Here is a 13,722-nt window from a genome sequence, read left to right on the forward strand (position 1 = left end):
GATTTAACCTTCCCGATCGGTAGATTTTTTTCTTTCTTCCTCACAAAAAGTAATTTTGTCGCTTGATATTCTTCTCCCTTTTAGAATTAATTAATCGGTGAGTCATCATTATTTTCTTAATTTGTTTGTGGTGAATGGACGGAAGCGGATGGGATAAGATGACGGGCGATAAATATTTAACGAAAACTTAATTTTTTTTATGGGTAATTTCATTTGGAAAGTCGCGAAGAGTTATGAGGACATTTTCTACCACAAGGCTGCTGGCATTGCGAAGATCACGATTAACCGTCCCCATAAGCGGAATGCCTTTCGTCCACAAACGGTGTTTGAAATGTATGAGGCTTTTTGTGATGCGAGGGAAGATCAAAGCATTGGTGTGATTTTATTGACTGGTGCTGGTCCCCATACGGATGGCAAGTATGCTTTTTGTGCGGGGGGGGATCAGTCAGTGCGCGGCGAGGGAGGCTACGTTGATACTGACGGTGTACCGAGGCTGAATGTTCTGGATTTACAGAAACTTATTCGCTCAATGCCAAAGGTTGTGATTGCATTGGTGGCTGGTTATGCGGTGGGTGGTGGCCATGTGTTGCATATGTTGTGCGACCTAACGATCGCCGCCGATAATGCAATTTTTGGTCAGACGGGCCCCAAAGTGGGCAGTTTTGATGGTGGGTTTGGTGCGAGCTATATGGCAAGGATTGTGGGTCAAAAAAAGGCACGGGAAATTTGGTTCCTCTGCCGTCAGTATGATGCGCAGCAGGCGTTAGAGATGGGTCTGGTCAATACGGTTGTGCCTGTAGAGCAGCTTGAGCAGGAGGGGATTCAGTGGGCGCAGGAAGTCCTTACTAAAAGCCCCATTGCTATCCGTTGTCTCAAGGCTGCCCTCAATGCTGATTGTGATGGTCAGGCTGGTCTACAAGAGCTGGCGGGGAATGCGACGATGCTTTATTACATGACGGAAGAGGGTCGCGAAGGAAAACAGGCTTTTCTGGAGAAGCGATCGCCTGATTTCCAGCAATACCCTTGGCTACCGTAGGAGCCCATGAAATGTGATCTCCAAGCCAAAGGAAATGCAGCGGCGATCGCCCCTACCGTAAAGAATCGTTACCTATAAACGATGCCAATTTGGTAAAGTAGGTTCTGATATAAAACTGGATAGCTTGTCCTTATTAGATCCCAGACTTTTTAAAACACCAGTGGACCGGACAAGAGGTCCCGCCCTGAGATTGACAAAAAACGAGGTTAGTCATGAAGTTACGTTCGTTATTAGCAGCCTTTTTGGCTCTATGTATCGGCGTTCTGACGGCAGCATGTAGCGAAACTCCTGACGCTGCGTCCGTAGACGTCCAAAAATTAACATATGACCAAATTTTGAACACAGGTTTAGCCAATTCCTGCCCCCAAATTGCTGAGTTTACCCGTGGTTCTATTCCCATTGAACCGGGGCAAACAATCGAATTTTCTGACCTCTGTTTAGAGCCTCAGACTTATTTCGTTAAGGAAGAGCCGCTCAATAAGCGTCGTGATGCAGAATTTGTCGAAGGCAAAATGCTGACTCGTTACACGTCTTCCCTTGAGCAAATGACTGGTGAAATTCTTGTCGACGAAGATGGCATTATGACATTCAAGGAATTGGATGGCATCGACTTCCAGCCAGTGACGGTGCAGCTGCCCGGTGGTAAGCAAGTGCCTTTCCTCTTTACCATTAAGAACCTAGTGGCGAAGACCCTCACGCCTTCTGATTCCATCAATACTTCCACTGATTTTGTGGGAGAGTTTAGAGTGCCTCCTTATCGTGGAGCCGTTTTTCTTGATCCCAAGGCTCGTGGTGCTGCTAGTGGCTATGACAATGCTGTTGCTCTCCCTGCCCAGGCAGATGTTGATGATTTAACTCGTGCCAATATTAAGCAGTACGATACTCGTACTGGAGAAATTTCTCTACAAATTGCCAAGATTGATGAGAAAACGGGTGAAATTGCTGGCACTTTTGAAAGTGAGCAAACTTCATCGACTGATATGGGGGCCGAGGATCCTGAGGAAGTTCGTATTCGTGGTATTTTCTATGCCCGTCTCCAACCGGCTGCTTAGTGCATAGGTGATTTTTTTAGACAATTTAGTTTAATCGAGGGGCGATCGCCCCTTTTTTTTTTGCTAATTTGCAGGAAATTCTCAGGGAGGCTCCATGATTTTTGTACGGCTGCTCGCTAGGATAGACGAAGAAAGAGATATATAAATAAAGGGATTGCAGTACTACCATTCGCCACTCCACGATATCTGGGCTCAGCAATTGCCATGGGATCAAGACGACATTTTTTTGTGCAATTAGTGAGTCGACGTATTTCGCGACGGGTGGCATTTTGGATTTTTGTGAGCATTGTTGTGATCGAAGCCATTATTCTCGTGCCATCAGCGCAACGTCGGGAGCGGGAATTATTACGGGAATTAGAAGATCGCACATCGATTAAAGTGACATGGCTAGTGGCCAACTCCCGAAAGTCCCAAGCAAGATCAACACCCCCAACGCCACAGCAAGCAGAATTATTACTAGAACAGCTAAGGGAAGCGAATCATGACAATTTGATGTTGTCTTTACGGGGGGCTGTAATTTACGACGAACAGGGTCAAGTTCTCGCTAGTTTTGGCGATCGCCCAGCCTTGACTTGGCAGGCATTGCAAACCGGAAAAACAAACTATAAAAACTGGTCCGAAAGTCTCTACGACAGTAGTTGGTCAGAATTTGAGCAAGTTAACTATATGTTTGTTCTGCGCCACGACATTAGCGGCATCCAAACCGAGTTAGTTCAGTACAAACTGCGCATTGGAATCCTTGTGATCATTATTTCCGTTTTTGTCACGGCTTCAACATTGATTGTGATGCAAATTTTAGTCATTGCACCGATTCTGAAATTGCGTGAAGACCTGAGGGCTGCTGGAGAACTCGTGATCTCAAATCCAGAAAAAATTCATACTGCTGAGCTTCATTCTCTACATCACAACCGTAATGATGAACTGGGCGATGTCATGGATGAATTTCGATCCATGTTGACCCGTATCACCACCGAAATTCAGCAGCGTATCATCGCAGAGCAAAATGTCCGCCGCGAACAAGAAAAATCCGAAGAACTATTACTCAATATTCTGCCAGCCTCCGTTGCTCGTGAGCTAAAAGAAAACCGTCGCTATATTGCCGAGGGCTTTCCCCATGTCTCGGTTTTATTCGCAGATATTGTGGGGTTTACAACACTTTCAGCTAATAAAAAACCTGCCGAAATTGTGACGCTCTTAAATGATATTTTTTCCTCGTTTGATCGTCTGTCAGAAATTTATAGTTTGGAAAAAATTAAAACAATTGGGGATGCTTACATGGTGGCTGGTGGTTTACCAATGCCGCAACCCCATCATCCGGAATGTATGGCTGATATGGCGCTGGAAATGCTCAGTGAAATTGAGCGTTTAAATCAAATAAATGGCTATGCTTTACAGCTACGGATTGGGATCCACTGTGGTTCGGTGGTGGCGGGGGTGATTGGCACTCGTAAATTTATTTATGATCTGTGGGGTGATTCGGTAAATGTGGCTAGCCGCATGGAATCTCAAGGGTTGCCCAATAGTATTCAAGTGACTGAAACTTTTCGTGAAAAATTAGGCGATCGCTACTTTTTTCAGCAACGTGAGGCCATACATGTGAAAGGAAAAGGGTTAATGCAAACCTATTTCTTGCTGGGTAAAAAAGACCCATTATCTCGGCTATGTCAACAAGCGCATTCATGACTAATGTTGATATTGTAATTGCCCTTTTTCCATAAAAAAAGACATCCGAAAGAATGTCCAAAAAAGTATTTTATTCCCTGAGATTTAAGACAAGGTATCGAGATAATCTCGCATCAAATTACGACGCTTAGGCTGACGTAACTTTTGTAATGCTTTCGCTTCAATTTGGCGGACTCGCTCCCGCGACAGCTCTAGGACACGCCCAATCTCTGCGAGGGAATAGGTTTTGCCATCGTCTAGGCCATAGCGCAACTGAATCACTTCCTGTTCGCGGTCTGTAAGTTCTGCTAAAAGATTGCGTAAATCCCGTTGCAGAGACTCCCGTACAAGATTTTCTTCGGGGGACGCATCACTGGTTTCGAGCAAATCGCCTAGTTCTGTGTCACGGTCTTTGCCGACGCGAATCTCTAGGGAAACGGAGCGGGGCACTTTTTGTAATACTTCTCGAACCTGCGCTGCGGTCATGTCGAGGACTTTCGCAACGTCTTCTAGGGTCGGTGTGCAACCTTGGGTTTGGGAAATTTGTCGTTGGGCTTTTTTGATTTTGTTGAGTTTTTCTGTGACGTGAACTGGGAGACGAATGGTGCGGCTTTGGGTGGCGATCGCCCTTGTGATCCCTTGGCGAATCCACCAGTAGGCATAGGTAGAAAATCGATAGCCCTTAGTGGGGTCAAACTTATCAACAGCCCGTTCTAGACCTAATGTGCCCTCTTGAATGAGATCAAGCAGCTCTAAACCGCGATTTTGATATTTTTTAGCGACGGAGACCACCAAGCGTAGATTTGCTTGGATCATGTGTTCTTTGGCCTGTGTTCCAGCCTTGAGGACGGATTCTAATTCTTTTACGTTTAAACCGACACATTCAGCCCAACGTTCCTTGCCCGCACGAATTTTTTGCCGTAAATTTTCTCGCTCTAAACCGACCTCTGTCGCCCAACGGCCCATGGCCGGACGACAACCTAGCTCAATGGCTAAACGATCATGGACTGCAATGAGCTTGAGGAATTCGACGAGGATTTCATCTCCTTGCTCTGCTACCTCTTGCCGTTTTTCTAAAAGCTGTATATAATTTTGAACCTTGCGAGCTTCGGTTAATTCCTCATCCCTTTCCAGAAGTGGAACCCGTCCAATGTCTTGCAGATAAAGGCGAACCAAGTCTGTGGTGTGACCATTGCGGTTACTGGTTGCGGTCTGATCGAAAAATGCAAACTCATCTGTCGATGCAGTGGCAGTCCCAGTGGTAGACGATTTGTCGGACTGGTTCGTAGGGGTCATTGTAGTGACTCTCCTTAAATCTGTTTAGGATCGATTAACCTTAAACTTCCCTGTTCGAAACCCCATTTCAACATTTTGTTACAAAACGTTACGTCTTTTCGGGGGTTTGAAGTAGCGATCGCGTTAAAGATTGTTACTAGCATAACGTTTCTAATGCCTGCATTTTGTTCAGTAAGTTATATATTTGTGCCAATTTTCTCTGATGGAGCTTGTTGCTTGGTCGTTCATGATCGCCGCAGTTTCGCGCAATATTGTTAGGGTTTGCCAATAAAGAATCGCTGGGTCGCCCAGAAAGCAGGCGATCGCCCCGAAAAAAGTTTTATTAAAGGGGACATCCCGATAAAATGAGCAATCGGCTTAACAGGCACTAAACTGTCGCACTCAATTTCGTGGGGGGCGATCGCCATCAAGAAGCTAGCCCAACCCCAGAGAAATAGCGACGCAACCTATTCGTAACTTTTATTTATTATGACCGACCAGACCCGTATTTTGATGTGCTCTCCCGACCACTATGACGTGGACTATGTCATTAACCCTTGGATGGAGGGTAACGTCCACAAATCTTCCCAGGCAAAAGCAGTGGAGCAGTGGCAGGCACTACACCACATTATTAAAGACCATGCCACCGTTGAGCTTGTGCCCCCCGCTAAAGGCTGGCCAGATATGGTGTTTACCGCTAATGCTGGTTTGGTGCTCGGCAAAAAAGCAATTTTGAGTCGTTTTTATCACCCAGAGCGCCAAGGGGAAGAGCCTTACTTTAAAGCATGGTTTGCGGAGCATGGCTTTCAGGTTTATGAGCTGCCCCAAGATTTGCCCTTCGAAGGCGCTGGTGATGCTTTATTTGACCGTGGTACTGGTGCGTTATGGGCGGGTTATGGTTTCCGTTCCGAGCTAGATTCCCATGCTTATATTGCCCAGTGGCTGGATATTGAAGTTTTGTCATTGCGCCTTATTGATCCCCGTTTTTACCACCTTGATACTTGCTTCTGTCCCCTCGACGGTGGCTATGTTTTATATTATCCACCTGCTTTTGATACCTATTCCAATGCATTAATCGAGAAGCGTATTCCTGAAGAAAAGCGCATTGTTGTGCCTGAGCCAGACGCTGTGAATTTCGCCTGTAACGCGGTGAATGTTGGCGATGTGATCATCATGAATAAGATCAGCGCTGAATTAGAAAAAATGATCCACGCAAAGGGCTTTAAAACTCGCCAAACGTCCCTAACAGAATTTCTCAAGGCCGGCGGTGCTGCGAAGTGTCTTACTTTAAAAACCACTGAACCGATCCAAGGGGAACCCCATGCCAACCAGCCTGTGGATAGCCGCATTATTCACCTTGAGGGTCATTTGCTGGATGCGGGCATTTTAAATGCTGCTTTGGATCTCATTGCAGAGCAAGGGGGGAGTGCGAAGGTGCTCAACTTTAACCTTGGTTTAGAGCGTAAAAATACATCTTCTGCCAATGTGCGTGTGTCTGCTCCTTCGACCTTGGTCATGGAAGATATCATGTCTCAACTCATTGAGCTTGGTGCTGTAAATACCTCTGATGAAGATGTGACGGATGCGGAGCTGGAGGTGGTTCGTTACGTTGGTGTTGCGCCGGATGATTTTTATGTCACGAATATTTATCCCACTGAGGTGCGGGTGCGTGGTCAGTGGATCAAGGTTTCTCACCAGCGCATGGATGGGGCGATCGCCATTACAGAGAATAATGGTCAAATTTCTGCCCGCTGCCGTTTGTTAAGAGATTTGCAGGTGGGTGAAAAAGTGGTCGTCGGTGTCGATGGGATTCGCACAAACCACAAGAGTAATGCCCGTCCGACCCAAGAGAAAAAAGAGTTTAGCTTTATGGGCGCAGGTGTCTCCAGTGAGCGTCGCGTTGAGCTAGTGGTCGAGCAGATCGCGTGGGAGCTACAAAAAATCCGTGAGCAAGGCGGTAAAGTGGTCGTTACGGCTGGCCCGGTTGTCATTCACACCGGTGGTGGACAGCATTTGTCTAGCCTCATTCGTCAAGGTTATGTTCATACGCTGCTCGGTGGTAATGCGATCGCCGTCCATGACATGGAGCAATCTGTCCTAGGCACTTCCCTCGGCGTTGATATGAACAAAGGTGTTCCCGTGCGCGGTGGTCACCGTCATCACCTGAAAGTCATTAACACTGTGCGTCGTTATGGCAGCATTGCGAATGCCGTAGAACAGGGCTTCATTACCAAAGGTGTGATGTATGAATGCGTTAAGAAAAACGTGCCTTTCTGTTTAGCCGGATCAATTCGTGATGATGGTCCTTTACCCGATACAGAGATGGATTTGATTAAGGCTCAGACCGAGTATTCTCGACTACTCGAAGGCACAAATATGGTGCTCATGCTCTCGACCATGCTCCATTCCATCGGTGTCGGTAATATGACTCCCGCTGGTGTGAAGATGGTTTGTGTCGATATTAATCCTGCCGTTGTCACAAAGCTCAGCGATCGCGGTTCTGTCGAGTCTACCGGTGTGGTCACTGATGTCGGCCTATTCCTCAGCCTATTGACTCAACAGTTAGATCGTCTGAATAAAGAGGCTGCCGTCACTGTTTAGGTAATGTCTCTCGTTAAATAGTCGATTAATCTACGAAAAGAGGTGGTTTTTCGCTGCCTCCTTTTCGTCTTATCTCATCCGCTATAATTTCAATACAAAATAACTAAAACTAATAAAATTTGTGGGACGACCATTAGCAATTGACTTATTTTCAGGATGTGGCGGCTTATCTCTAGGTTTAGAGGCTGCTGGATTTGACGTTGCTGGAGCAGTCGAAGTTGATCCGGTTCATGCTTTGGTTCACCACTTCAATTTTTCCTATGGTGTCACCCTTTGCCAAGACATCAATACGTTAGATAGCGATGTTCTACTACAACAAATTCGCGACAAAGGATTTATGGGAGAAATCGATCTGATCGCGGGAGGGCCGCCTTGTCAGGGTTTTTCCTTGATGGGCAAACGGCAACTCGAAGATCCTCGTAATCAATTGGTATTTGAGTATTTACGAATTGTCGATGAAATTCGACCAAAATATTTTATTTTCGAAAATGTTGCAGGGATGGCGACTGGCAAACATCGAACCTTCCGTGACACTCTCATTAACAGATTTAAGCAAATTGGCTATCAAACCATTGAATCTGGGCAAGTTCTCGATTCATCTTTGTATGGAGTCCCACAAAAGAGAAAACGATTATTTATTCTTGGTTATCGTGATGGCGTGCCTCCAATTTGCTATCCCATAGCAACAACACCAACAGAAGACTCTCAAGTTAAAGTTAGTCATGCCATTGAAGATTTAGAGGCGATCACTGTACATAAAGGAAAAGATACTGGAATCCCGGCGACTCAACTAAACTACATTAATTTCAGAAAAAATTTCTCCGTAAAAAATGATGGCGCATTTAAGCTCTGCCATAAAAGAAGTACAAACGGAAAAGTGTGGGGTCATCTCGGCTCAAACCATACCCAAAAGTCAACTGATCGTTTTGCACAAACCCAGCCCGGCAAAACAGAAAAAGTGAGTCGTTTTTATAGACTGCATCCAGATGGTTTATCCAATACCCTGCGAGCAGGGACTCCCAGTGGTAGAGGAGCACATACTGCTGCTAGACCAATTCATTATGCTGTTCCGAGATGTATCAGTATTCGTGAGGCTGCAAGACTACATACTTTTCCTGATTGGTTTCAATTCCACCGCACTATTTGGCACGGGTTTCGTGAAATTGGTAATGCAGTCGTACCTTTACTCGCTAAACAAATCGGCGATGAAATCATCAAAGCTCTCAACTGCGATCTTCGAGATTTAACACCTCGATCTTTAGAAAAAGTAGAGGAACAATTTCTGAGTTACACAGTAAGCGAAGCTTGTGCATATTGGGAAATTTCCCGTGACTTGATTCCAAAACGAACAAGAGAAAAAAAGTTAGTGAGTCAAAATACGAGATAGATAGATTTGTTGTGGTACAGAAAAAGTAGTCAAAATATGATCAAATTATTGAGTATGTTTTCTTCGATAATTATGAAGAAGGTGATACCAGTGTTTCATTTAATCGAGATGAACTTGCCAAAGCTTGTGAAAGGTTAAATTTATCAAGGGTTAAAAATCTTGGTGATATTCCCTACTTGTATAGATTTCGCCGTGATTTACCAGAGTCAATCCGTAATTGTGTGGCAGGAGATACAGAGTGGAGCATTATTGGCACTGGTATGGGAAGTTATGAATTTCGACAGGTAGCTCCCGCACATATATCGCCCACATCTCATCACCACAAAATTCAAATTTCGGACGCGACTCCTGAAATTATTACGACTTATTCGCCGGGTTCTGATGAGTAAGCTCTACTCACTAAAGTCCGCTTCAATCGCCTGATTGATATTTTCACTGGATTGACTTGTGATTCACTCCAAAATTATTTGCGAACAACAGTAAAAAGTATTGGTCAAATCGAAATTGACGAAATTTATATTGGCTTAAATAAAGTCGGAGAACATTTCATCATTTCTTGTCAGGCTATGTCGATTGGTGATCGGTTCGGCATTGTTCAGGTGATGCAGGATCTTGAATTTTGTCAGCAACGTTATGCTGATTTGCAATGTCGCCCCATTGCTTTGCAATTTTTATCTGTGTCTGACATTGCCATTATTGAATTAACTATTGAGCAGGAGGAAGAACTGGATCGACTATCGGTAGTAGACGAAAAGCATTACGGATTAGTTAAGGACTCCGAATAGAGTGGCGATCGCCGAAGCGAGAACAAACTTGTTTTTTCAGACAATAGACCTTGGGAAATTTCGGTTTTTTGTGAATTCGTCTTGATCTGCGATGATGAGTGATTAAACTAGATTCGTTACCTTTGTTGTCGCACGCTATGAAACTGTTACTCGTTGATGATGATCCCATTTTTCGCCTTGGGTTTTGTACAGCATTAGCGCAGGAAACAGATTGGGCGATCGCCGCAGAGCCTTTTGATAATATTTTTGGCCAAACAAATAAACCCACTGCGGATATTATCCTCTGCGAACCCAGTTGGCAGGGGGACGAAAATTGGCTAAGATATCGAGAATTGCAGCAGATTTACGCTGATATTCCCGTTGTTTTGTTTACCAGTCAGCTCGACACAGAACGCTTAACCCAAGCTAAGCAGGACGGCATTCAGGGCTATTTCCCCAAAGGCACAGCGATCGCCACAATCATCACGACATTGGAGCAAATTGTCGCCGGAGAAATTGTTTGGTCACAACGTCCGCAGATAAAAAAACAAAATATTTTGACCAATCTGCGTCGACGAAGTCTCGGAGATATTTACCGCACCCTCGATAACGTTGAACAATATTTAAACCAGAAAGATGTCGCCGCCCTCAATCGTCTGGTGGGAGAAGGTCGTCGCCGCGAACTACAAGCCGCGGCATGGGTCATTCGTCAACTTTTACCACAAGCAAGCCTGAGTATTCAGCCCCTTAACCCGCCTCAAATAGATCTAGAGCCCTCGGACTCAATGCAAATTGTTCCCCTCGAAAATTTAGGCTTAGCAACAACTAATTCGCGTTGGCAAACATTACTGGAAAAAGTTTATTTTAAACTCAATCGTAACTTACTAAATGCGACGGGAAATACCCTTGAAACCGATATTTTGTCTATAGATAAAAAGCGTGAACTTTATTATATTATTCTGCAACAGCTCACCCAAACCCTAAACGATCCCCAGTGGAAAATAATAGAGATAGAAGCTTTTCAAAAATATCAAGAACGGAGCCTTCGTAGTACTTGGCGCTTGAGTACCCAAGAATTCATTAGTCGCTATGCCCCTGACGAAGATAGTCGATCAGAAGACTTTATGAAACTGTTAAATCGTGAGGCGATCGCCATCCTTGAGACGAATTTGCGTGCTGCCCCCTATACCCTCGAACTTTTTCAATATTTACTATTAGAGAAACCCTTAATCATTGATAATGTTGAATACCGTCTTGAAGCCCAAGAAGCCATCAGGCGATCGCAACTAATTTTAGAAAACCTGCTAATTCAGCTTAGTAATAGCGTGATGCAATTTTTGCTGAATACCTTTAGCGAATCCGAGATTTTCAAGCACAACTTATATAACAAAAAAATTCGCTCATCCCGTGAAATTGCCCGCTTTCGCAATGAACTATCGTGGCAATATCGCCGAGAAAAATATTGGCTGGAGCCGAAGGCAATTTTCGAGAGTCAATACTCTCTACTACAGTTCTCAACGGCAGGATTAGTGCGTACCTCTATCTATGCACCACGCCATGAAGACTTAGCAACCCTAGAAGGATTTGCTTGGGGAGTGACGATGATTTTAGAATTGCGGGATGCCCTAGCTCCTAGGGTGCGGGCGCTGGTGGCTTGGCTGGGGAAAATCGTGGTTTATGTGCTGACAAATGTTGTCGGTCGCGCTTTAGGATTGATTGCCCGTGGTATTGCCGATGGTGTTGGTACAAGCTGGCAGCAGGTAAAGAAACGATCCCTCTACCGTTAGTCTTTCGCTAGTATTCTGTCATTGAAAGTTGAAAATTTATGACGGAAAAATCACTGGAAAACACTGGGTGGTGCGACAAAACTGATTTGAATACTAGGTACTTGCATCATCGGCGCAGGCTTCATTTCTCCTCGGAAATCAAGGATTTGGACGAGTAATAGGTAGGCGATCGCCACCAGTAGGGAGATCGCACCTGTAATAATCGCTGTCAATTTTCCGCGTTCCATAGACTTTAACTCTCTTCGATAATGCCCTATGATTGTAGATTGGATTGCTTATTATAGAAATTGTTAGGAGTTATTCCGTTATGTCCCGTAAATGCCAGCTTACTGGAAAGAAAGCAAATAACGGTATGGCAGTGTCCCACTCCCACCGTCGTACTAAAAAATTACAACAAGTTAACCTCCAGTGGAAAAGAGTATGGTGGCCTGAAGGCAACCGCTTTGTGCGTCTTCGTCTCTCCACTAAGGCAATTAAAACGATCGAAAAGAAAGGCATTGATGCAATGGCTAAAGAAGCTGGCATCAACCTCAATAAAGTTTAGGCTTAATTTTCTTGCGACTAGGTTGAGCAATTTAGACGAAAGGTTAAATACAACTGAATGCTTCAGTTCGACTCCTACACCAAGCCGTGGGGGTCTTCTTTTTTGCCCAGACAGCTCGAAGCGAAGTTTGTGGATGGCGGCGATCGCCCTTTTCAGGTCAGGGGTAGTTCCAAATTGCAGCACTCCTAAAATTAAGACAATATCTAAAACTCCGCTTACTCCAAACATTAAACAGTGCCCCAACCTCAGTCTGAACCGCCTAGTTTATTGCTCCAGTTAGTCCGAGGAGCAGGCGTTGCTTTAGTCATTCAGATTGTCAGCTCAGGGGTCATTTATGGCTCGCAAGTCCTATTAGCACGCTGGATGGGCGCGGCAGAATACGGCATCTATGACTATGTGAATGCGGTGATTATTTCCTTCGCTTTATTTGCTGGACTTGGCTTGCCCAGCACTGTCTTACGGTTTGTGCCGTCATATCAAGCTCACAAACGTTGGTCATCTTTGAAGGGCATTATTCGCAGCAGTTGGCTCCAGACTGTGATCATCAGCTTGGTTGTTACGGCGATCGCCTCCGTAATTTGGCTCAGGCTAAATGAGACTAGAAATTTTGAAGAATATGTCGTGCCAATGAGCATTGGACTGTTAGCGACTCCGATTGTGGCGTTAATTAATCTCCAACGAGAAATCATCCGTGGCTGCCAAAAAATTGCCTTAGCTTATTTTCCTGAGTTCATTCTTCATCCATTCCTGCTTGCCTGTATTGCTGGGATTTGGCAAATTTCCCACACGCTAACCAGCACCAATGCACTCTGGATTTTTATTGTCTCTGGAATCCTAATTGTGTGTGTACAAGGGTTTTGGTTTTTGCAAACTTTAGATAATTCGATTCGCGATGCCCCGCCAAAATACGAGATTAAACAATGGTGGGGCGTGGCTTTACCCTTAATGCTGATGGGCGGTTCACAAATTATTCTCAGTCAAACCGATACCCTGATGATTGGCGCTCTTCTCGATGCAAAACAGGTAGGGATCTATGGTGCAGCCCTGAAGACATCGGCTTGGGTAAAGTTTATTTTGATGTCCGTCAACTCAATTACCGCTCCGCTCATTGCATCACTCTATAGTCAGGGCGATCGCCGAGGATTGCAGGAGCTTGTCTCTACCAATGCTCGCTGGATGTTTTATCCGGCTTTGGTGACGGCGATTGGTCTCGTGAGTTTTTCAGAACCCGTTTTGCAGTTATTTGGCAGCGAATTTACTGCGGCAAAATGGGCATTGGCGCTTTTGATTGTGGGGCAACTTGTCAATGTTGGCTCTGGCTCGGTCGGTTATCTCATGACGATGACGGGACATCAAAACCAAGCGGCTAAAGTGATGTTCGTCGCGGCGATCGCCAACGCGATTTTGAATTGGGTGGGCATTAAATTTTTCGGGATTCTCGGCGCGGCATTTGCGACGGCTTTTTCCATGAGTCTTTGGAATATTTGGCTTTATCATCTTGTCACCAAACAGATTGGTGTTTTTCCTTCAATTCTTGATAGCTATCGCACCCCGTCAAAATAAAGTCGAAACTAATTGGACTTTGGGAACGAAGCGAGAGGAATTAATGACAGT

At 45.0% G+C, this 13,722-nt stretch carries 14 protein-coding genes; 11 read left to right on the forward strand and 3 right to left on the reverse strand.

Annotation, left to right across the window (positions count from 1 at the left end):
- Positions 1 to 199 precede the first annotated feature (199 nt).
- The 3 genes from menB (at position 200) to NIES208_RS01015 (ending at position 3,771) form a co-directional block, all read left to right on the forward strand.
- Positions 200 to 1,036 carry a 1,4-dihydroxy-2-naphthoyl-CoA synthase gene (gene menB, locus NIES208_RS01005; RefSeq protein ID WP_075888803.1) on the forward strand — a complete coding sequence of 279 codons (837 nt, stop codon included), beginning with the start codon at positions 200 to 202 and terminating at the stop codon, positions 1,034 to 1,036.
- A gap of 212 nt (positions 1,037 to 1,248) precedes the next feature.
- Positions 1,249 to 2,088, forward strand: coding sequence for a photosystem II manganese-stabilizing polypeptide (gene psbO, locus NIES208_RS01010; protein WP_075888805.1), 840 nt, complete (start codon positions 1,249 to 1,251; stop codon positions 2,086 to 2,088).
- Between the two features lie 204 nt (positions 2,089 to 2,292).
- Complete coding sequence (locus tag NIES208_RS01015; protein WP_075888807.1) at positions 2,293 to 3,771, forward strand: adenylate/guanylate cyclase domain-containing protein; 1,479 nt, start codon at positions 2,293 to 2,295, stop codon at positions 3,769 to 3,771.
- A gap of 84 nt (positions 3,772 to 3,855) precedes the next feature.
- Here the strand turns inward: NIES208_RS01015 and sigC are convergent, their stop codons facing one another.
- Both sigC and NIES208_RS18775 read right to left on the reverse strand, forming a co-directional pair.
- Complete coding sequence (gene sigC, locus NIES208_RS01020) at positions 3,856 to 5,046, reverse strand: RNA polymerase sigma factor SigC (RefSeq protein WP_075888809.1); 1,191 nt, start codon at positions 5,044 to 5,046, stop codon at positions 3,856 to 3,858.
- Between the two features lie 254 nt (positions 5,047 to 5,300).
- The gene (locus NIES208_RS18775) at positions 5,301 to 5,453 is read right to left on the reverse strand and encodes a hypothetical protein (protein ID WP_171971683.1); all 153 of its coding nucleotides are present in this window, start codon (positions 5,451 to 5,453) and stop codon (positions 5,301 to 5,303) included.
- A 61-nt stretch (positions 5,454 to 5,514) separates the two neighbouring features.
- Between NIES208_RS18775 and argZ the strand changes: the two genes are divergently transcribed.
- From argZ to NIES208_RS01040, 5 genes are all read left to right on the forward strand, one after another.
- A complete protein-coding gene (gene argZ, locus NIES208_RS01025; RefSeq protein ID WP_075888811.1) occupies positions 5,515 to 7,626 on the forward strand; it encodes a bifunctional arginine dihydrolase/ornithine cyclodeaminase in 2,112 nt (703 codons plus the stop codon).
- A gap of 121 nt (positions 7,627 to 7,747) precedes the next feature.
- Positions 7,748 to 9,013 (forward strand): DNA cytosine methyltransferase, encoded by a 1,266-nt coding sequence (locus tag NIES208_RS01030; RefSeq protein WP_075888813.1) that lies wholly within the window; start codon positions 7,748 to 7,750, stop codon positions 9,011 to 9,013.
- Between the two features lie 176 nt (positions 9,014 to 9,189).
- On the forward strand, positions 9,190 to 9,402 hold the full coding sequence (locus NIES208_RS19145; RefSeq protein ID WP_216349316.1) for a hypothetical protein: 213 nt from the start codon (positions 9,190 to 9,192) through the stop codon (positions 9,400 to 9,402).
- Between the two features lie 78 nt (positions 9,403 to 9,480).
- Positions 9,481 to 9,798 (forward strand): hypothetical protein, encoded by a 318-nt coding sequence (locus tag NIES208_RS19150; protein ID WP_216349318.1) that lies wholly within the window; start codon positions 9,481 to 9,483, stop codon positions 9,796 to 9,798.
- Between the two features lie 137 nt (positions 9,799 to 9,935).
- On the forward strand, positions 9,936 to 11,564 hold the full coding sequence (locus tag NIES208_RS01040; protein WP_075888815.1) for a DUF3685 domain-containing protein: 1,629 nt from the start codon (positions 9,936 to 9,938) through the stop codon (positions 11,562 to 11,564).
- A 50-nt stretch (positions 11,565 to 11,614) separates the two neighbouring features.
- On the opposite strand, the gene NIES208_RS01045 is transcribed toward NIES208_RS01040, so the two are convergent.
- Positions 11,615 to 11,791, reverse strand: a complete 177-nt coding sequence (locus NIES208_RS01045) for a hypothetical protein (RefSeq protein ID WP_075888817.1) — start codon at positions 11,789 to 11,791, stop codon at positions 11,615 to 11,617.
- Between the two features lie 80 nt (positions 11,792 to 11,871).
- Here NIES208_RS01045 and rpmB point away from each other — a divergent pair, with 80 nt between their 5' ends.
- Genes rpmB through NIES208_RS01055 form a run of 3 tightly spaced genes read left to right on the forward strand, consistent with a single transcriptional unit; the run spans position 11,872 to position 13,671 of the window.
- Entirely contained in the window at positions 11,872 to 12,108 is a 237-nt protein-coding gene (gene rpmB / locus NIES208_RS01050) for a 50S ribosomal protein L28 (protein ID WP_075888819.1), read from the forward strand.
- Between the two features lie 57 nt (positions 12,109 to 12,165).
- Positions 12,166 to 12,297: a hypothetical protein gene (locus tag NIES208_RS19560; protein WP_282956253.1), complete on the forward strand. Its 132-nt coding sequence runs from the start codon at positions 12,166 to 12,168 to the stop codon at positions 12,295 to 12,297.
- A 45-nt stretch (positions 12,298 to 12,342) separates the two neighbouring features.
- A complete protein-coding gene (locus tag NIES208_RS01055) occupies positions 12,343 to 13,671 on the forward strand; it encodes a flippase (RefSeq protein WP_075888821.1) in 1,329 nt (442 codons plus the stop codon).
- The last annotated feature ends 51 nt before the right edge of the window (positions 13,672 to 13,722 follow it).

Source organism: [Limnothrix rosea] IAM M-220, assembly GCF_001904615.1.
GTDB lineage: Bacteria > Cyanobacteriota > Cyanobacteriia > Cyanobacteriales > MRBY01 > MRBY01.